Origin of the sequence: Streptomyces sp. 147326, from assembly GCF_045000215.1 — a bacterium.
In the GTDB taxonomy this organism is placed as follows: domain Bacteria; phylum Actinomycetota; class Actinomycetes; order Streptomycetales; family Streptomycetaceae; genus Streptomyces.
Map to the genome: position 1 here is coordinate 2,485,564 of NZ_CP134201.1, position 19,075 is coordinate 2,504,638.

The 19,075-nt window shown below is 70.0% G+C and carries 14 protein-coding genes and 1 tRNA gene; 6 read left to right on the forward strand and 9 right to left on the reverse strand.

Going from position 1 to position 19,075, the window contains the following annotated elements:
• Window positions 1–15 precede the first annotated feature (15 nt).
• Complete coding sequence (locus RIU97_RS10790) at window positions 16–708, forward strand: HAD family hydrolase (protein WP_404955627.1); 693 nt, start codon at window positions 16–18, stop codon at window positions 706–708.
• Between the two features lie 112 nt (window positions 709–820).
• The gene (locus RIU97_RS10795; protein WP_404955629.1) at window positions 821–2,119 is read left to right on the forward strand and encodes an MFS transporter; all 1,299 of its coding nucleotides are present in this window, start codon (window positions 821–823) and stop codon (window positions 2,117–2,119) included.
• A gap of 250 nt (window positions 2,120–2,369) precedes the next feature.
• On the opposite strand, the gene RIU97_RS10800 is transcribed toward RIU97_RS10795, so the two are convergent.
• The 3 genes from RIU97_RS10800 to RIU97_RS10810 all read right to left on the reverse strand — a co-directional run bounded on the left by RIU97_RS10800 (window position 2,370) and on the right by RIU97_RS10810 (window position 5,601).
• Window positions 2,370–2,443, reverse strand: a tRNA-Met gene (locus RIU97_RS10800).
• Window positions 2,444–3,110: 667 nt separating this feature from the next.
• Window positions 3,111–3,587, reverse strand: coding sequence for an ATP-binding protein (locus RIU97_RS10805; protein WP_404955631.1), 477 nt, complete (start codon window positions 3,585–3,587; stop codon window positions 3,111–3,113).
• Between the two features lie 562 nt (window positions 3,588–4,149).
• The gene (locus RIU97_RS10810) at window positions 4,150–5,601 is read right to left on the reverse strand and encodes a nucleobase:cation symporter-2 family protein (protein ID WP_404955633.1); all 1,452 of its coding nucleotides are present in this window, start codon (window positions 5,599–5,601) and stop codon (window positions 4,150–4,152) included.
• A gap of 380 nt (window positions 5,602–5,981) precedes the next feature.
• Between RIU97_RS10810 and RIU97_RS10815 the strand changes: the two genes are divergently transcribed.
• Both RIU97_RS10815 and RIU97_RS10820 read left to right on the forward strand, forming a co-directional pair.
• Entirely contained in the window at window positions 5,982–6,701 is a 720-nt protein-coding gene (locus RIU97_RS10815; protein WP_404955635.1) for a helix-turn-helix domain-containing protein, read from the forward strand.
• 337 nt (window positions 6,702–7,038) lie between these two features.
• Complete coding sequence (locus RIU97_RS10820; protein WP_404955637.1) at window positions 7,039–8,487, forward strand: nucleobase:cation symporter-2 family protein; 1,449 nt, start codon at window positions 7,039–7,041, stop codon at window positions 8,485–8,487.
• Between the two features lie 550 nt (window positions 8,488–9,037).
• Here RIU97_RS10820 and RIU97_RS10825 read toward each other — a convergent pair.
• A complete protein-coding gene (locus RIU97_RS10825; protein WP_404955639.1) occupies window positions 9,038–10,375 on the reverse strand; it encodes a class I SAM-dependent RNA methyltransferase in 1,338 nt (445 codons plus the stop codon).
• Between the two features lie 95 nt (window positions 10,376–10,470).
• Complete coding sequence (locus tag RIU97_RS10830; protein ID WP_404955641.1) at window positions 10,471–12,525, reverse strand: APC family permease; 2,055 nt, start codon at window positions 12,523–12,525, stop codon at window positions 10,471–10,473.
• Window positions 12,526–12,744: 219 nt separating this feature from the next.
• Between RIU97_RS10830 and RIU97_RS10835 the strand changes: the two genes are divergently transcribed.
• Window positions 12,745–13,413, forward strand: a complete 669-nt coding sequence (locus tag RIU97_RS10835; RefSeq protein WP_030385679.1) for a TrkA family potassium uptake protein — start codon at window positions 12,745–12,747, stop codon at window positions 13,411–13,413.
• Window positions 13,410–14,072 carry a TrkA family potassium uptake protein gene (locus tag RIU97_RS10840; protein WP_030709508.1) on the forward strand — a complete coding sequence of 221 codons (663 nt, stop codon included), beginning with the start codon at window positions 13,410–13,412 and terminating at the stop codon, window positions 14,070–14,072. The genes RIU97_RS10835 and RIU97_RS10840 overlap by 4 nt, the downstream gene beginning before the upstream one ends.
• Before the next feature lie 367 nt (window positions 14,073–14,439).
• Here RIU97_RS10840 and RIU97_RS10845 read toward each other — a convergent pair whose 3' ends face one another.
• The 4 genes from RIU97_RS10845 to RIU97_RS10860 are packed head-to-tail and all read right to left on the reverse strand — an operon-like array spanning window position 14,440 to window position 18,891.
• Window positions 14,440–15,162: a DUF3159 domain-containing protein gene (locus RIU97_RS10845; RefSeq protein WP_404955643.1), complete on the reverse strand. Its 723-nt coding sequence runs from the start codon at window positions 15,160–15,162 to the stop codon at window positions 14,440–14,442.
• Window positions 15,163–15,165: 3 nt separating this feature from the next.
• Window positions 15,166–15,585 (reverse strand): OB-fold nucleic acid binding domain-containing protein, encoded by a 420-nt coding sequence (locus RIU97_RS10850; RefSeq protein WP_404955645.1) that lies wholly within the window; start codon window positions 15,583–15,585, stop codon window positions 15,166–15,168.
• 25 nt (window positions 15,586–15,610) lie between these two features.
• Window positions 15,611–16,297, reverse strand: coding sequence for a response regulator (locus RIU97_RS10855; protein WP_404955647.1), 687 nt, complete (start codon window positions 16,295–16,297; stop codon window positions 15,611–15,613).
• Window positions 16,294–18,891 carry an ATP-binding protein gene (locus tag RIU97_RS10860; RefSeq protein WP_404955649.1) on the reverse strand — a complete coding sequence of 866 codons (2,598 nt, stop codon included), beginning with the start codon at window positions 18,889–18,891 and terminating at the stop codon, window positions 16,294–16,296. The genes RIU97_RS10855 and RIU97_RS10860 overlap by 4 nt, the downstream gene beginning before the upstream one ends.
• Between the last annotated feature and the right edge of the window lie 184 nt (window positions 18,892–19,075).

The window sequence follows — 19,075 nt, forward strand, 5'->3', positions numbered from 1 at the left end:
TTGAGGAGTGACCCGTTGGAAGAGCCACAGCACCTGATCTTTGACGCGGACGACACCCTCTGGGAGAACAACGTCTACTACGAGGCGGTCATCGAAGCCTTCATCGACTTCGTCGACCATGGTGAACTCGGTCGTGCCGAGGTGCGCTCCGCGGTCGACCGGGCGGAACTGGCGAACATCGGGCGGTACGGCTACGGGGCGTCGATCTTCCAGCAGAGCCTGCTGGACTGCTTCTGCGCGCTGCGCGGCGTCGATTCACCCAAGCCCGCACAAGCCGCCGAGATCGCCCGGTTGTGCGGCGCCGTCCACGACATGGAGATGGTCCTCATCGACGATGTGGCGGCCACCCTCGACGAGCTGGGTGCGAAACACCACCTCTACCTACTGACCAAGGGCTCCGAACCCGAGCAGCGCGACAAGATCGAACGATCGGGGCTGGCACACCACTTCACCGCCGCGTCCGTGGTGGCCGAGAAGAATGCCGGTGCGTACCACGCCTTCGCCGCCCGCCACGACCTGCCGCGCGAGGCGACCTGGATGATCGGCAACTCCCTTCGGTCCGACATCAATCCGGCGCTGTCCGTCGGCCTGGGCGCGGTCCTGGTGCCACACCCCCATACCTGGTCCCTGGAGGGCGACCGCGCGCCCGGGCCCAGTGAGCGCTTTCTGACCGTCCAGCGGTTCCACGATCTGATGGAGGTCTTTTGATCACCATCAACACCCGTGGGGCCGTCGAGCCGCGTACCCCTCGCCACCGTGCCCGCGTGCCCGCCGGGGCACCGGAATCCGGTGCCCCGGGCCTCCGCCGGCCCTTCCCGGCATGCTGAAGCGGTCCGGGGCAGGAGGAACGGGCCGAGGCCGACGGGGGCGGGGCCGGGACTGGGGCCCGGCGTTACCCGAACCACTGCGCCAACGGCGCTTCCTGATCGTGTGGGCGGGCCAGTCCTGTTCCCAGATTGGCAGCGGGCTCGCACCGATCACCCTGACGCTGGCGGTGCTGAAGGACAGTGGAACGGCCTCTGACCTGGGGCTGGTCCTGGGCGTCATGTTCCTCTGCGAGGTGGTCAGTGCGCTGCCGGGCGGCGTGTGGGCCGACCGTCTGCCGCGCAATCTGCTCATGATCGGCGCCGAATTGGTCAGAGCCTGCGCACAGCTGACCGCCGCGGTACAACTGATCTCCGGCCATCCGAGCACCGCCGTACTGCTGGTTGCGGCCGGCTGTACAGGCGCCGCTTCAGGCGTCTTCCAACCGGCCGCCGCCGGGCTGCTCCAATCCCTGGTCCCGCGGGAGCAACTCCAGCAGGCAAACGCCCTCATGGGGATATCACAGCGGGTCGCCGCCCTCGCCGGGCCGGCCGCGGCCACTGCGCTCACCTTGGTGATCGGCCCCGGCTGGGGGCTGGTCGTCGACGCCGCCACCTTCCTGATCAGCGCCGCCACGCTGGCCGCGCTGCCGGTGAGCCGTGTGACGCGAGCTCGGCAGTCCTTCGCCACCGAGTTGGCGCAGGGCTGGCGGGAGGTGCGGCGCCACCGCTGGTACTGGACGAGCCTGATCGGCCACGCACTGTGGAACCTGGGTCGTTGTGTGTTCTTCACGGTCGGCGCCCTGGTGGTGGTGAACTCGCTGGGGGGAGACTTCGCCTGGGGCATGATCGCCCAGGCCGGGGCAGTGGGGGCGCTGGCAGGTGCCTTGGTGGCACTGCGGGTCAGGACCTCGCGTCCGCTCGTCGTGGCCAACGTCTGCATGGCACTCGGGTGCCTGCCCCTGGCCCTCATCGCGATGCACGCGCCCGCAATCGTGATCGCCGTGGCGACAGCGCTGATGAACAGCGCCCTGGGGCTGAGCTCGACCTTGTGGGACGCCACCGTGCAGCAGCGCATCCCGCCGGAGCTGATCTCCCGGGTCGACTCTCTCGGCTGGCTGCTGTCCACGGCCATGAGCCCGGCGGGCATGGCACTGGCCGGCGTTGCCGCTGCCGCCGTCGGCCCGGGCACCACGCTCTACGCCGCTGCCTTCCTGGTCGCCGGTTCCTCGCTGGGCTTGCTCGCGGTCCGCAGCGTCCGAACCCCGGATGCACCCGATCCGTCGCCAACACCGAAGGAGCAGCCGGCCACATGACGAACAGCCGCTTCGGGGTGGTGCATCGTGGTGATGGCGTCGACCACGTGTTCTTGCTGTCGTGGGCGACTCATCAGTGCGCGAGGAGCCGGCCGTCGGCGAGCAACGTGACCACGCGCGATGGGCCGATGGACGGCGCGAGCAGCAGGCCGCCAAAGACCGCCCGGCGGCCGCGAGGGGGCAGCGGACAAGCCGGGGATGGCGGAAAAAGCCGATGGGGCCCGGCTGCTGCCGGGCCCCATCATTTTCGTAGCGGGGACAGGATTTGAACCTGCGACCTCTGGGTTATGAGCCCAGCGAGCTACCGAGCTGCTCCACCCCGCGTCGGTAGTGCCACTCTACGTGGTCCGTGCGGGGTTCTGGACCAAAGTCGGCTGCGGACGATGTTCTCCGCCCCAACCCACCCGCCGGCAGTCACCGCAGCGGCACCGGCTCGGCCAGAGCCGCTGCGGTCCACGCCGCCGTACCTGGGTTCGAGCCCTGGTACGGGAGGCGGCTTTTTGTGGTGACGACCCGTCAGAAGTGCGTCAAACGTGCGTCACCAGCGTCAGGACATCGCCCTTGACACCCATAGCGCCCACTGCCCTGACCTGCAGGTCAGGCGCCCTTCGCCATCGGCTCCAGGATCGCCACGCACTCCACGTGGTGCGTCCCTGAAATAAGATCCAGCCAAAACATGTGAAAGGAAACCACAGGTCAAAGGCCCGTGTAGCGCAATTCAGACAGGCTGCCGGTGCGCGTTACGTGCAGAGTGGGCACTATGCGCAGCGGCCTGACGCTTCTTACCCGCCCGAGCACCGCGGCGACGACTCCCGAGGCCACTCGCACCCGTGTCTTCCTGGCCCTGCTCATCCAGACCGAAGGATCGGCCGGCGTTGTCGTAATCGTGCGCGAGGCAGTCACACGACCGGGCAGGCGAGTTGACGTCATCGGGCACGGGATCGGACAACAACGACACCAGGGCCACCCGGCGTTGCCGGTGCGTGTCGCATCACTGAGGGCGGAGGCAGACCCATACCCTCTTGCCTCTTCCGTCCCTGTTCAGCCAGAACGACCATTGATCGGCGAGTGAGGCCACCAGTCCAAGTCCGCGGCCGGATTCGGCCGATGGCGCCGAGTTGCTTGGTGTGGGTTGGGCGGTGGAGTTGTCCTCGACCTGGATGATGAGGGCGTTGCCCGGCCGCCATGTCAGATCGAGGCGGATGTGCTCGTTGTGACCCTCGGGTTTCGTGCGGCCGTGGACGACGGCGTTGGTGGCCAGCTCGCTGCAGATCAGGAGGGCGTCGTCCTCGAGTTCGGTGCAGCCCCACTCGTCGAGCTTGGCGGCGGCGAAGCGGCGGGCGGCACTGGCGGCTTTCATGTCGCTGGGGATCTCCACGCCGGCTGACACCGTTGTGGGGTCTTGGGTGATCGAAGCCGTGACGTGTCGTGACGCCTCAGGTTCCAAAAGCGCTGTCTGACGGTTCATGTGCGGGCCCTCCACGCACCTGCCGGTGGCTTCGGGTCCGGGAGCGACGACCGAGATGCAAGACGAGCACGGTGACGCTGGGACGACCCCGGCGGGCGGCGGAGCCGTCGCCCACCCGCCGGACTCCGCGAGAGCGGATCCGGCCCATAATTCCATGATGTGGAATCTCTATTCCATTCACGGAGTATTGCAAAGGTAGAAAACGCCGCTTGATTCGTCAATAGCCATCAGTCGATCGACGTGCATGGGGGTGGATTCCGGAGGTTCCTCCAATTCCGCTCAGCGCAGGGCGCCTGGATGCAGCCCCGGAACCTGGCCGACCGACGGCCTGCAGGTCTTCACCGGCATCGCTCCCGAGAGGCTCCGGCGCAGCGCATCCGTCGCGCACAAGGCCCGCGGATCCCCACTGGCCGCGCCGTCAGCCACTCAGGCCCCGCCTGGTGGCTTCCGACTCAGGCCGACGGCCAGGCCGCAGAACGCGGCGAAGCCGTTGAAGAGCGGGCTCGGCGCGGTCCCGCGCCTGTGGGCATGCCGCGGGACGGGTCGCGCGGCATGCCCTGATTCATCGGCGCTGTCGGACTGAACGCGGGGGGACGTGCAACTGGCTGTCGATGCCGTCGAAGGCGTTGACGTGTGCGGTGGGGATGTGACTCTCGTTGGCCTCGCTGCCGCGTCCGAAGTGGTTCAGGAGCAGGTTGAGGAGGACGGCGACGAGGCATCCCGCCGTGATGCCCGATCCCAGCACCAAGGTGACGGGCGCGGGGAGGCGGTCGTAGAAGTCGGCTGATGCGACGGGGATGAGGCCGAAGGCGAGGGCGACGGACACGATGATGCCGTTGTGCCCGGTGGCGAGGGAGGCCTTGGCGAGGGTGCGGATTCCGGCGACGGTGATCGAGCCGAAGAAGACGACTGCCGCGCCGCCGAGTACGGGCAGCGGTACGAGCGCGACCAGCGAGCCCAGGGCCGGCACGAGGCCCATGAGGACCAGGATGGCTCCGCACAGGGTGACCGCGTACCGGCTGCGGATGCGGCTGATCGCGACCAGGCCGACGTTCTGTGCGTAGGAGCAGCTCACGAAAGCTCCCAGGGCGCCGCCGAGTGCGGTGCCCAGCCCCTGGGCCCGCAGGCTGCCCGCGATGACGCGGTCGTCGACCGGCCTGTCGACGACCGTTCCCACCGCGATCAGGGACGCGGCGGACTCCGTCATGGAGACGAGCGTGACGACGAGCATGGTGGCGATGACCGGCGCCTCGAACTGCGGGGCGCCGAAGGCGAACGGCTCGGGGAGCGCGAACAGCGGCGCCTGGGAGAGGGGGTGGAAGTCGACCTTGCCCATCGGCACCGCGGCGGCCGTGCCGGCGATGAGCCCGAGCAGGATCGCCACCCGTTGCAGGAAACGTCCGCTGAGGAGTCGGTGGAGGAGGAGGGTGAAGGCGAGGGTTCCGGCGGCGAGGGCGAGGTTGGACGGTGAGCCGAAGCCGGAGGAGGCGGGGTCGCCGCCCCGGGCCCACTGCCCGGCCACCGGCAGCAGCGAGAGGCCGACCAGCGTGATGACGGAACCGCTGACGACGGGCGGGAAGAAGCGCAGGAGCCGGCAGAAGGCCGGCGCCAGGAGGAAGCAGACGGCCCCGGCGACGAGGGTCGCGCCGAACACCAGCGGCAGGGTGTCCTGACCCCGTGACACGGAAGCGGCCAGGACAGGGGAAATCACGGCGAACGAGACGCCATTGGTGACGGGCAGCCCGGCCCCGACCCCCCAGAAGCGCAGTGTCTGGGCGACGGTGGCTAGGCCCGCAACGACCAGGCTCGCGGCCAGCAGAACGGTGAGCTGCGCCGCGGTCAGGCCGAGCGCGCCGCCGATGATCAGCGGAGGCGCCGCGAGGCCCGCGTACATGCTGGCCACGTGCTGCAGGGCCGCGGGGAACATCCGCCTCATCGGCAGCACTTCGTCCGCGGGATGGACGGGGAGGGGCGGGGTGGAGCGGTCGTGCGTGAAGGGCCTAGGGGCGCGCATGGGGACAGTCCCTCCGAGAGACCGACCGCCCGGCCGGCGCACGGCGGGGACGGTTGAGAGCGAAGCACGGCCGGACGAGCCGGACAGGTGGACGGACCTGCCCGGAGGGATGCGGAAATCGCGCCGGATTCCGGGATACGGAGAATGCCACGATTTCCTTATTGCGGAATTCACTTTCCACTGTGGACGGCCTTGACCTTATGAACAGGCCCCCCGGCCGTCAACTCCTCCAGGCAGGCCATTTGATTCCTGGGATTCTTTGGAGGTACGCACAACCGCCACCTGTAGGGGCGATCAACGCGCGTCAACCCGCCTCCCCGAGCGCCTGCGCAATCCGCAGGTCTTGGCCGGGGCGGCCGCGGCCCCTACGGTGTCCCGCTATGCCATCCCAAGACGATCTCCACAGCCTCTCCGAGGGCGAAAACTCCGCCTATCCCCCGTTCGATCCCCGCCTCGCCGTCCGCGTGCGCGAGCAGCTCGGACTCACTCACGGCCAGGTCGCCTGGGCCGTCTCGGCCTTCCATGGGCACCCCCTGCACCCCGATGCGCTCCTGGCCTGGGAGCGGGGCACCGAGGCGCCGACGGCCCGCCAGATCAACGCGCTGGCAGCCGCGTTGTGGTGTTCACCGGGTGATCTGCTGGGCGAGCCGGCCACGCTCCTGCAGTGCCGCACGCTCCTCGGGCTGACGGTGGAGCAGGTCGCCACCATGGTCGGCATGACCCGCGACCGCTACGCCGAGGCGGAGCGGCGCAACCGCTGGCGTGGGTCCGGTGGGCAGACCCAGGCGCTGTTCGAGGTCCTGCGGCCGCCGCCCGCCTGCTTCGTCGGCGCATGCGGCAGGACGGGGCAGCTGCGCGTGCTGCTGCGCGAGGCGGTCACCGGGTGGTGGCCGAACTACGTACGGCCCGTCGCGAAGATCGTCCCCGTGGCGCCGGCGGAGATCCGCGGTGCCCTGGAACAGCTCCACATGGCCTACCAGCGGATCGACAACCACGGCCGGACCGGAGTCGGCGCCGAAGCGGTCGAGCGCGAGGCCCTGGCCTTCCTCGACCGGGTCGACGAACAGCTGTGGCGGCGGCTGCGCCCCCAGGAAGCCTGACCCCACCCGCCTCCCGGAGAGGAGCTCTTGACATGCTCGACTTCAGGTGAGGCAATAGAGCCACCCAGCAATAACGGAAGCTGCTTTCCGCATCGTGGACGATTCGTTTCAAGCAGTCTTCGGCAGGGCCAATCGGGGCTCGCTCACCCCGCGACACCCGGCTCGGGGAGCTCCCGCGTTCCCCGTTCCTCAGGGCACTTCTATGCCCTCGGGCCCTCTCGCCGCCCGCTCGACTGCGTCATCGAACCAGTCCACACGGCCTCCGAGGCATCGGCCGCTCCCCAGCGCGCCCCTCCCCGGCGATCGCCGTACCGCAGCATCCCAGGAGGTACCTCCGATGTCGCCCAGCGCCACCCCCAGCCCCGCCCCGGCCCCCGCGCCGGACCCGGCCACGGACCCCGCCGCGAAGCATCCCGTCGACCAGACCCTTCCGTTCGGAAAGCTCCTCGGCGCCGGTCTCCAGCACGTGGCGGCCATGTACGCCGGCGTCGTCGCACCGCCTCTGATCGTCGGCATCGGCGTGGGACTGAGCACGGCAGACATCGCGTTCCTGATGGGCGCCAGCCTCTTCACCGCCGGCATCGCCACCCTCCTGCAAACCATCGGCTTCTGGAAGGTCGGCGCGCGTCTCCCCTTCGTCAACGGCGTCTCCTTCGCCGGCGTGGCCCCGATGCTCGCCATCGCCAAGGCCGAGGGCCCCGACGACGCACTGCCCGTCATCTACGGCGCCGTGATCGTGGCCGGAGTGTTCGGCTTCCTGCTCGCCCCCTGGTTCTGCAAACTCATCCGGTTCTTCCCGCCCGTCGTCACCGGCACCGTCATCACACTCATCGGCGTGTCCCTGCTCCCCGTCGCCTTCAACTGGGCGCAGGGCGGCAACCCGCAGGCCCCGGACTACGGAGACATCAAGTACATCGGCCTCGCCGCCGTGACACTCCTGATCACCGTGGTGCTCCGCAGAGTGCTGAGCGGCTTCCTCAAGCAGATCTCCATCCTGCTCGGACTCGTCGCCGGCACCCTGATCGCCCTGCCCCTCGGCCTCGCGGACTTCAGCGCCGTCACCGATGCCGACATCATCGGCTTCCCCACGCCCTTCCACTTCGGCGCCCCGCAATTCGCCGCCGCCGCCATCGTCTCCATGATCATCGTGATGATCGTCTCCATGACCGAGACCACCGCCGACGTGCTCGCCCTCGGCCAGATCGTCGACAAGCCCGCGGACGAGAAGACCCTCGCCGCAGCGCTGCGCGCGGACGGCCTGGGCACCGCGCTGAGCCCGCTCTTCAACGGCTTCGCCGCCAGCGCCTTCGCGCAGAACGTCGGCCTGGTCGCCATCACCAAGGTCCGCAGCCGATACGTCGTGGCCGCGGGCGGCGGCATCCTCCTCCTGCTGGGCCTGTGCCCGTTCCTCGCCTCGGTCGTCGCCCTGATCCCGCAGCCCGTCCTCGGCGGCGTCGGCCTCGCCCTGTTCGGCACCGTGGCCGCCAGCGGAATCCAGACCCTCACCCAGGCCGGCCTCGACCGCGGCGACAACATCCTCATCGTGGCCATCAGCCTCGGCATCGGCGTCATCCCCATGGCCGCGCCGAACTTCTACCACGCCTTCCCCGAGAGCATGCGCATCGTCCTCGACTCCGGCATCAGCACCGGCTGCATCGTCGCCGTACTGCTCAACCTCGCCTTCAACCACATCGGCCGCGGCAGCCAGAACGACACCGCCGACACGGCCACCCTGCACGGCACCGCCCCTCAAACGGAGCCGGCTGCGGCCACACACGTGCACTGACCACGGACAGCGGGTGGGGTGTTCGCTCCCTCGGGGCGCACACCCCACCCCGTCCAGGTGGAGTGCAGCCAGGGAGGGCAGCGTCGCAAGCTGCCCGGCGCACCCTCCGAAGCTGGGTGGTAGAAGCAAGAACCAGGCGGCCGAGGCCGCGTACTGACCCATCAGGACGACGGCGTAGAACAGCACCAGAAAGAGCTTGCAGAAGCCAAGAAGCACTCCTGGGTCAGGATCCCTCGGTACGACTACATCCCCGCTTGGGGACGGCCCCGGCTACCGACAGTGGCCATCTGCGCCTACTTCAGCGGTAGTACTCGATCGAGGCCAGCCGTCACAGCTGCCATGGGCGTAGGCCACCCATGGCTGCGAACAGCCAAGATTTCGCAAAGGTGACCTCAGAGGGCAGAGCTGACACCGCCCATGACGTGCTCGATCAAGGGTCTGACGACCCATCAGAACGAGCGTCAAATGAGCGTCACGGGCGTCATTTCAGCGTCAAGATATCGCCCACAACGCCCACAACGCCCACAACGCCCACCGGGATACCTGCAGGTCAGGCGCCCTTTGCGACCGGCTCAAGGATCGCCACGCACTCCACGTGGTGCGTCATCGGGAAGAGGTCGAAGACGCGCAGGGTGCGGACCTTGTAGCCGTTCTCCTTGAAGTAGCCCAGGTCGCGGGCCAGGGCCGCCGGGTCGCAGGCCACGTAGGCGATGCGGCGGGCCGAGAGGCCCGCGATGTGGCGGACCGTGCCCTTGCCGGCGCCCGCGCGGGGCGGGTCCAGGACGACCAGGTCGCACTCGGTGATACCGGTCTTCGGGAGGATCTGGTCGACCTTGCCCTGCTCGATGCGGACCCGGGGGAAGTCCGCCAGGTTGTGCCGGGCGTCCTCGACCGCGCGCTTCGTCGACTCGATGCCGAGCACCGCGCCGGTCTCGCCGAGGCGTTCGGCCAGCGCGCCCGCGAAGATGCCGACGCCGCAGTAGAGGTCGAGGGCCATCTCGCCCTTGCGCGGCATCAGGCCCTGCATGACGGCCTTGATCAGGGTGTCGGCGGCCTGCGGGTGGACCTGCCAGAAGCCGCCCATGCCCACGCGGTAGGTACGGCCGTCCGCGCGCTCCCGTACGAAGGGGCGGCCGTGGACGCGGTGCACTCCGCCGTCCTTCTCCTCGACCCGCAGGACCGAGACGGGCTTGTCCAGCTCGACGAGCGGGAGGCGGCCGCCGGGGCGGGGTGTGAGGACGACCTGGCGGTCGTTCGAGCCCGAGGCGGCGATGGCCTCGACCGAGGCCATCTGCGGCCAGTCCTGCTGCTCGATGCCCAGTTCGGTGACGCCCGGGGCCGCGATCATGCACTGGTCGATCAGCTCGATGTCGTGCGAGCGGTGCTTGCGCAGACCGACCCGGCCGTCCTCGTCGATCGCGAACTGCACGCGGGTGCGCCACTGCGGCACCTGACCGGCCGGCAGCTTGTCGCCCTCGGCGGGCATCACGGTGCCGTCCCAGCCGGCTTCCTCCGGGGTGAGCCCGGCGAGCCGCTTCAGCTGCTCGGCGACGACCTCGCCCTTGAGCCGGCGCTGTGCGCCCGGCTTGGCGTGCTGCCAGTCGCAGCCGCCGCACTTGCCGGGGCCGGCGTACGGGCAGGGGGCCTCGACGCGGTCCTTGGAGGCGTCGAGCACGGTGACGGCGTCGGCGCGCAGGTAGCGGGAGTCCTCGTCGCCCTCCGTCACGCGAGCGATGACCTTCTCGCCGGGCAGGGTGTGGCGGACGAACAGGACGCGGCCGTCCGAGGTCCGGGCGATGCAGTGCCCGCCGTGCGCGACGGGGCCGACCTCGACCTCGTACTCCTCCCCGACCAGTGACTGCTTCTCGTTCTGCTCGGCGCTCGTCATGGTGGGGAGACTCCAAGAAAGTGGCTCAAAAGGTAACGGCCGGACGACCGACCCACCAGTTTACGTGGATCTCGTCCGGCCGTTCACCAACCTGGTCAGCCCTTCGAGGCTGGCTCCTTCGGGGGCCGCGGGGTGTCGACCGGGCCGCGGCGCACGGCGCCCGGGGCGTTCCAGTCCTGGCGCTTCTTCGCCCGCTTCTTGGCGAGCTCCGAGGACTCCAGCTGGTAGGGCACCGAAGTGACCATCACACCGGGCGTGAAGAGCAGCCGGCCCTTGAGGCGCAGCGCGCTCTGGTTGTGCAGCAGGTGCTCGTACCAGCGTCCGACGACGTACTCCGGGATGTAGACGCTGACGGCGTCGCGCGGGTTCTCGCTGCGCAGGCCCTTCACGTACTCGACCACCGGGCGGGTGATCTCGCGGTACGGCGAGTCGAGGATCTTGAGCGGGACGTTGATCCCGCGCCGGTCCCACTCGTCGCGCAGCGCCTTGGTCTCGGCCGGGTCGACGCTGATGCTGAGCGCCTCCAGGGTGTCCGAGCGGGTCAGCTTGGCGAAGGCCAGGGCGCGCAGCGTGGGCTTGTGGACCTTGGAGACCAGGACGATCGAGTGGACCCGGGAGGGCCGCACGCTGTCGTCGCTGGGGCCCTCGGCGGCGGCGATCTCGGCGGAGACGCGGTCGTAGTGCTTCCGGATCGCGCTCATCGTGCCGTAGAAGATCAGCATGCCGAGCAGGGCGACCCACGCACCATGAGTGAACTTCGTGGCGAGGACGATGACCAGCACCATGCCCGTGAAGAAGGCGCCGAAGGCGTTGATCGCCCGGGAGCGGTGCATCCGGCGGCGTGCGGCCTGGTCGCGCTCCGACTTCAGGTGGCGGTTCCAGTGCCGGACCATGCCGATCTGGCTCAGTGTGAAGGAGACGAACACGCCGACGATGTAGAGCTGGATCAGCTTGGTCGAGTCCGCGTCGTAGATCCAGACGAGCAGGATCGCGGCGCCGGCGAGGAGCACGATGCCGTTGGAGAAGGCGAGCCGGTCGCCCCGGGTGTGCAGCTGGCGCGGCAGGTAGCGGTCCTGCGCGAGGATCGAGCCGAGCAGCGGGAAGCCGTTGTACGCGGTGTTGGCCGCCAGGAAGAGCACCAGCGCGGTGGCCGCGGCCAGCAGGATGAAGAGGAAGCTGCCGTCACCGAAGACGGCCTCGGCCACCTGCGAGATCACCGGGTTCTGGATGTACTCGGGGCCGACCGGGACGCCGTTCGCCAGCAGGTCCTCGGCGGGGTTCTCGGCCATCCTCACGTCGCTGGCCATGGCCAGGCCGATGATCCCGCAGAACATGGTGACCGCCAGGCCGCCCATGTAGGCGAGGGTGGACGCGGCGTTCTTGCTCTTGGGCTTGCGGAAGGCGGGTACGCCGTTGCTGATGGCCTCGACGCCCGTCAGGGCCGCGCAGCCGGAGGAGAAGGCCCGGAGCAGCAGGAAGACCATCGCGAAGCCGGCCAGCCCCTGTTGCTCGGGTTTGATCTCGAGGTCGGCGGTCGGCGCCGTCAGGGTCTCGCCGAGGACGATGCCCTTCCAGGCACCCCAGGCGATCATGACGAAGACGGCGGCGACGAACACATAGGTCGGGATCGCGAAGAGCTTGCCGGACTCCTTCACGCCGCGCAGGTTCATCAGCGTGAGCAGAAGGATCATGACGGTCGCCGAGAGCACCTTGTGCTCGATGACGAAATGCACGGCGGAGCCGAGGTTCTCGACTCCGGAGGAGATCGACACGGCAACCGTCAGGACGTAGTCGACGAGCAGGGCGCTCGCGACGGTCAGACCGGCTTTGGGTCCGAGGTTCGTGTTCGCCACCTCGTAGTCGCCGCCACCGCTCGGGTAGGCGTGGACGTTCTGGCGGTAGGAGGCCACGACGGTGAACATCAGTACGACGACCGCGAGTGCGATCCAGGGGCTGTACTGGTACGCCGACACGCCCGCGATCGACAGGACCAGCAGGACCTCGCCGGGGGCATATGCCACGGAGGAGAGCGGGTCGGAGGCGAAGACGGGAAGGGCGATCCGCTTGGGCAGGAGGGTTTCTCCGAGGCGGTCGCTGCGTAGCGCCCGGCCGATCAGGATCCGTTTGGGCACGTCGGTCAGTTTGGACACGCAGAGGATCGTAAGCGTTCGAAATCAGCCTGACGAACCCCCACCCCCTCATACCGCAATCCCGCCGCAATTCCTCCCCGGCTGCACCACGACTGCGGCGCAAGAGACCACACCGGTGACCGCCCGTGTGTAGCTTGGGCCATGGTCTGAGACCCTGTTAAACCAGAGCATGCAATGAGGCTGGAAACCAGCGAGTCGCTGACAGCCGGAAGGACGGCCGTGCACATCGTCATCATGGGCTGCGGAAGAGTGGGTTCCGCCCTCGCGCAAACCCTGGAACAGCAGGGACATACGGTCGCCGTCGTCGACCAGGACCCCACCGCATTCCGCCGGCTCGGCGCCGGATTCGGCGGCCGCCGCGTCACCGGGGTCGGCTTCGACCAGGACACCCTGAGGGAGGCGGGAATCGAGGACGCGGGCGCCTTCGCCGCCGTCAGCAGTGGTGACAATTCCAACATCATCGCCGCCCGCGTGGCCCGGGAGATGTTCGGCGTCGAGAACGTCGCCGCCCGCATCTACGACCCCAAGCGCGCCGAGGTCTACCAGCGTCTCGGCATCCCCACCGTCGCCACCGTGCGGTGGACCGCCGACCAGATGCTGCGCCGGCTGCTGCCGTCGGGCGCCGAACCGCTGTGGCGCGACCCGAGCGGCGGTGTCCAGCTCGCCGAGGTGCACACCTCCGCCGCCTGGATCGGGCACAAGGTCAGCAAGCTCCAGGAGGAGACCGGCGTCCGCGTCGCCTTCCTCACCCGCTTGGGCGAGGCCATGCTGCCCACGTCGGCGACCGTCCTGCAGGAGGGCGACCTCGTCCACGTGATGATGCGTACCGACGAGATCGACAAGGTCGAGGCGGCGTTCGCCGAAGGGCCTGAGGAGGCACACGCATGAGGGTCGCGATCGCCGGGGCAGGCGCGGTGGGCCGCTCCATCGCGGGCGAACTGCTGGAGAACGGCCACGAGGTGCTCCTGGTCGACAAGGCGCCGACCGCCATCTCGGTGGAGCGGGTGCCGCAGGCCGAGTGGCTGCTGGCCGACGCCTGCGAGATCACCTCGCTGGACGAGGCGGCGCTCCAGCGCTGCAACGTGGTCATCGCGGCGACCGGTGACGACAAGGTCAACCTCGTCGTGTCGCTGCTCGCAAAGACCGAGTACGGGGTGCCGCGCGTGGTGGCCCGTGTGAACAACCCGAAGAACGAGTGGCTCTTCAACGAGTCCTGGGGCGTCGACGTCGCGGTCTCCACGCCGCGCCTGATGTCGGCCCTGGTCGAGGAAGCCGTCAGCGTCGGCGACCTGGTGCGCCTGCTGCGCTTCAGCCACGGCGACGCCAACCTCGTCGAGCTGACCCTGCCGGCCGACTCCTCGGTCGCGGGCACCCAGATCAGCGAGATCACCTGGCCCGAGGACACCTCGCTGGTCACGATCATCCGCGGCAACCGGGTTCTCACCCCGCACGGGGAGGAGACCCTGGAGCCCGGCGACGAACTGCTGTTCGTGGCCGCCCAGGCCCGCGAGGAACAGCTGGAGGACCTCCTCCAGGCCCGCGGCTAGCCCTGCCCTGCGGGCATCGCTCGACGACGAAGGGGACGCGCCCTGCGGGGCGCGCCCCCTTCGGCTTCCCGCCCGCGGGCCGTCCCGGGGGCGACCGGCGCGGGTGCGGGGTCCCGACCGTGCACGGCGGCGCCGGCACCCGGCCCGGCACGGACACGCGCTCCCCGGCCCGTCGCGGGCCGGGGACGGGGCCGGCGGCAGCGCGCCACGGGCCGCCGGCTCTACGGACTCACCCCTGCGCCCGCAGACGCGCTCCCGCCGCCGGGATTGCGTACGCGGTGCCGCACGGCGCGCGGCGGCCCGGCAGCACGAAGGGGCGGGACCGGCCACCTGGGCCGGTCCCGCCCCTTTCGTCAGCTGTGGGCCGTCAGGCCTTCGGCCCCTTGGCGGCGGCCTCCGCGGCCTCCTTCGCCTCCCACTCCGCGATCACGTCGATCGGCGGCGGCGCCTTCGCCAGGAAGACCCAGGTGAAGTACACGGCGAGCACCATCGGCGGCAGCTTCAGCGCGATGAGCACCCAGCCCAGCTGCGTCGCGTCACCCCACCAGTACAGCGGGAAGAGGATCGCGTACTTGGCGAGGAAGATCAGGCCCCAGGCCAGGCTGGCCTTGGTGTACGCCTTCTTGCGCCCCGGGTTGCGCGTGCGCCAGGACAGGTTCTCCTTGAACACCGGGCCCAGGATCACGCCCAGCAGCGGGAAGCCCACGAGCGCGGAGAGCGTGAAGGCGACCCCGAGTCCGGCGCCGTAGATCATGCCCGGCAGGTAGAAGCCCTTCGGGCTGCCCGTGAACAGGGCGAAGGCCACGCCCACGCCCACGCCGAAGACCCCGCTGAAGGCGTGCTTCACCGTGTCCTTGCGCAGCAGCCGGACGATCACCAGGAGCACCGCGACGGCGCCCGCGGCGAAGGCGGACCACTTCAGGTCCTTGTTGATCGTGTAGATCATGACGAAGAGCAGCCCGGGGAGCATCGTCTCCACGGTGCCCCGGATGCCTCCGAAGGCGTCGAACAGCGCCGCCTGCGTCACCGCGCTCTGGTCCTCGGAGGGCGTGGCGGGTTCCGGGGTGGTCGGTTTGTCGAATGACGTCACCGGTCAGTGCTCCTGTCCGAGCGGTCGGAGTTCGTACTTCGGGTTGAAGAGCACCCGACGGCCATGACTCATCGAGATGCGTCCGGAGGCGATCATGCGTCGCCCCGGCTCGATTCCCACGATCGAGCGACGCCCGAGCCAGACCACGTCCAGGGCGGCGGAGCCGTCGAACAGCTCCGCTTCCAGCGCGGGGACGCCCGCCCGCGGCCGCAGGGTGACGGTACGCAGGGTTCCGGTCACCTTGACTATCTGGCGGTCGTGGCAGTCGCAGATCCGCGTGCACCCCGCGGCTTCTGCGTCCTCCTGCAGCTCCGCCGAATGCAGCTCCTCCTGCGAGGTGGACAGCCGCTCAATCATCCGGCGGAACCGGCCCGCCGGCCTGGCCGGCTTCACGGGCTTCTCGGGACGCGGTTCAGCACTCATACAAGGAAGCCTACCGGCGTGCCCACTACCTCTCGAAGCGGTATCCCATGCCCGGTTCGGTGATGAAGTGCCGGGGGTGCGAGGGGTCCGCCTCCAGCTTGCGCCGCAGTTGGGCCATGTAGACCCGCAGATAGTTGGTCTCGGTGCCGTACGAGGGCCCCCAGACCTCCTGGAGCAGTTGCTTCTGGCTGACCAGCTTGCCGCGGTTGCGGACCAGGACCTCCAGCAGGTGCCACTCGGTCGGCGTCAGCCGTACGTCGCGCCCCTCGCGCACGGCCTTCTTCGCGGCCAGGTCCACCGTGAAGCCCTCGGTCTCCACGATCACCTCGTCCTCGCCGGAACCGGCCGAGGGTTCGGCGCGGCGGACGGCGGCCCGCAGCCGGGCCAGCAGCTCGTCCATGCCGAAGGGCTTGGTGACGTAGTCGTCGGCCCCCGCGTCCAGCGCCTCGACCTTCTCGTCGGAGGTGTGCCGGGCGGAGAGGACCAGGATCGGCACCCGGGTCCAGCCGCGCAGCCCCTTGATCACTTCGATGCCGTCCATGTCGGGCAGCCCGAGGTCGAGGACGACCACGTCGGGGTGGCGGGCCGCCGCGAGCTCCAGCGCGCCGGCACCGTCGGCGGCGGCGTCGACCTCGTACTTGCGTGCCTTCAGGTTGATCACAAGGGCTCGGACGATCTGCGGCTCGTCTTCCACCACGAGCACCCGGGTCATTGAGGTCCTGCCTTCTGTCGCGTCATCCGATCACCGTTGTGATCACGTTCCATGTGTTCCATCGGTTCGGGCGGGCCTTCCGGCGGCGGGCCGGGAGGCACCGCGCGCAGGGTGAGCACCATGGTCAGCCCGCCGCCCGGGGTGTCCTCGGCCGCCAGGGTGCCGTCCATGGCCTCGGCGAACCCGCGGGCGACCGCGAGCCCGAGGCCCACCCCCGACCCCCGTGGGGCGTCACCGTACCGCTGGAAGGGGGCGAAGATCCGGTCCCGGGCCTCCTCGGGCACCCCCGGCCCGCGGTCGACGACCCGTACCTCGACACGGTCGCCGAGACAGCTGGCCGCCACCAGCACGGGTTTCCCCGGCGGGCTGTACTTGACGGCGTTCTCCACGACGTTGGCCACGGACCGCTCCAGCAGGCCCGGGTCCACCGCCACCATCGGCAGCGTCTCGGGCACGTCCAGCAGCACGCTGTCCTCCGGTACGCCGACCAGCGCCATCGGGACCACCTCGTCGAGGTAGATCTCCCGGATGAGCGGGGTGACGGTGCCGGTCTGCAGCCGGGACATGTCGAGCAGGTTGCCCACCAGGTGGTCGAGGCGGTCGGCGCCGTCCTCGATGCCTCCCAGGAGCTCGGCCCGGTCCTCCTCGGACCAGTCCACGTCGTCGGAGCGCAAGGAGCTCACGGACGCCTTGATGGAGGCCAGCGGCGTACGGAGGTCATGGCTCACGGCGGCCAGCAGCGCGGTCCGGATCCGGTTGCCCTCGGCCAGGCGGCGGGCCTCCTCGGCCTCTCCGACCAGCCGCTGGCGGTCCAGGACCACCGCCGCCTGGGCCGCGAAGGCGCCCAGCACCCGGCGGTCCTCGGCGGGCAGGACCCGCCCGGACAGGGCCAGCGCCATGTGGTCGCCGATGTGCATGTCCACATCGGCGTCCTCGGGCCGGTCGGCGGGGCTCGGGCCGACGCTGCCGGCCGGCTTCCAGGACTCCACGTCGCTCGCCCGCTCCAGGAGGGCCACGGACTCCATGGCGAAGGTCTCGCGCACCCGCTCCAGCAGCGCGTCGAGCGTGGTCTCCCCGCGCAGCACGCTGCCGGCCAGGAAGGAGAGGATCTCGGACTCGGCGCGCAGCCGGGCCGCCTGGTGGGTGCGGCGCGCGGCGAGGCCCACCACGGACGCCACGGAGACGGCCACCCCGACGAAGACGGCGATGGCGACGATGTTCCGGGAGTCGGAGATGGCGAACCGGTGCAGTGGTGGGGCGAAGTAGTAGTTCAGCAGCAGCGAGCCGACGGCGGCGGAGGCGAGGGCCGGCCAGAGGCCGCCGAGCAGGGCGGCCGCGACCGTCAGCGCCAGGAAGAGCAGCATGTCGTTGGCGAGCCCGGGGTCCCACGCGACGTGCGTGAGCAGCAGGCACAGCAGGGGCGGGAGGACCACGCCCACCACCCAGCCGGCGAGGATCCGGGTCCGCCCGAGGCGGGCCGCCGAGCGGACCACGGGCAGGCCGCGCCCCTTGGCGGCCTCCTCGTGCGTGACGATGTGCACGTCGAGGTCGGGCCCCGAGTCGCGGGCCACGCTCGCGCCGACACCGGGGCCGAAGACGTACTGCCACGAGCGGCGGCGGCTGGAGCCGAGCACGATCTGGGTGGCGTTGACCCCGCGCGCGAATTCCAGCAGCGCGTCCGGGATGTTGTCGCCGATCACATGGTGAAACGTTCCGCCAAGATCCTCGACCAGCGTCCGCTGGACCGCGAGCTCCTTCGGCGAGGCCGCGGTGAGCCCATCGCTGCGGGCGATGTAGACGGCCAGGATCTCGCTGCCGGAGCCCTTGGCCGCCATCCGTGAGGCGCGCCGGATCAGCGTGCGCCCCTCCGGCCCGCCGGTCAGCCCGACAACGATCCGCTCCCGCGCCTGCCAGGTCGAGCGGATGCCGTGCTCGCCCCGGTACTGCTGGAGGTACTCGTCCGCCCGGTCGGCCACCCACAGCAGCGCGAGCTCGCGCAGGGCCGTGAGGTTTCCCGGGCGGAAGTAGTTGGACAGGGCCGCGTCGACCTTCTCCGGCTTGTATATGTTCCCGTGCGCCATCCGCCGGCGCAGCGCCTGCGGGGACATGTCGACCAGCTCGATCTGGTCGGCCCGGCGGACCACCTCGTCGGGCACGGTCTCCCGCTGCCGCACCCCGGTGATCGACTCCACCACGTCCCCCAGGGACTCCAGGTGCTGGATGTTCACGGTGGACACGACATCGATCCCGGCCCGCAGCAGCTCCTCTACGTCCTGCCAGCGCTTGGCGTTGCGCGAGCCGGGCACGTTGGTGTGCGCGAGCTCGTCCACGAGCGCGATGGCGGGCCCGCGGGCGAGGAGCGCGTCCACGTCCATCTCGGTGAAGGAGGCTCCGCGGTACGAGAGGTCCTTGCGCTCCACCTGTTCGAGACCGTGCAGCATGACCTCCGTGCGCGGCCTCCCGTGGTGCTCGACGAAGCCGACGACGAGGTCCGCGCCCCGCTCCACCCTGCGGTGGCCTTCGGAGAGCATCGCGTAGGTCTTGCCCACACCGGGTGCCGCGCCGAGATAGATCCTGAGCTTGCCGCGTCCCATGCGCTCATTCTCGAGGACGTCCGCACCGTCCACGCACCGATCGCCACCCGGGCGCCGATCCCTGACGGATCCCTGACGCCCCGCGCGGATCCCCTGCGGGGCGTCGGATCCGGGCGGAGCGGGGGGCCGGGGCGCAGCGAGCGCGGAGCCGGGCGTGCGAAAAAGCCGGTGGGCCCCACCCCGA

Bases quoted from the DNA above. Each gene is read 5' to 3' on its own strand.
- RIU97_RS10820 (WP_404955637.1), top strand. From the start codon at position 7,039: ATGTCGCCCAGCGCCACCCCCAGCCCCGCCCCGGCCCCCGCGCCGGAC.
- RIU97_RS10840 (WP_030709508.1), top strand. From the start codon at position 13,410: ATGAGGGTCGCGATCGCCGGGGCAGGCGCGGTGGGCCGCTCCATCGCG.
- RIU97_RS10850 (WP_404955645.1), bottom strand. From the start codon at position 15,585: ATGAGTGCTGAACCGCGTCCCGAGAAGCCCGTGAAGCCGGCCAGGCCG.
- RIU97_RS10855 (WP_404955647.1), bottom strand. From the start codon at position 16,297: ATGACCCGGGTGCTCGTGGTGGAAGACGAGCCGCAGATCGTCCGAGCC.
- RIU97_RS10825 (WP_404955639.1), bottom strand. From the start codon at position 10,375: ATGACGAGCGCCGAGCAGAACGAGAAGCAGTCACTGGTCGGGGAGGAG.
- RIU97_RS10810 (WP_404955633.1), bottom strand. From the start codon at position 5,601: ATGCGCGCCCCTAGGCCCTTCACGCACGACCGCTCCACCCCGCCCCTC.
- RIU97_RS10815 (WP_404955635.1), top strand. From the start codon at position 5,982: ATGCCATCCCAAGACGATCTCCACAGCCTCTCCGAGGGCGAAAACTCC.
- RIU97_RS10805 (WP_404955631.1), bottom strand. From the start codon at position 3,587: ATGAACCGTCAGACAGCGCTTTTGGAACCTGAGGCGTCACGACACGTC.
- RIU97_RS10860 (WP_404955649.1), bottom strand. From the start codon at position 18,891: ATGGGACGCGGCAAGCTCAGGATCTATCTCGGCGCGGCACCCGGTGTG.
- RIU97_RS10795 (WP_404955629.1), top strand. From the start codon at position 821: ATGCTGAAGCGGTCCGGGGCAGGAGGAACGGGCCGAGGCCGACGGGGG.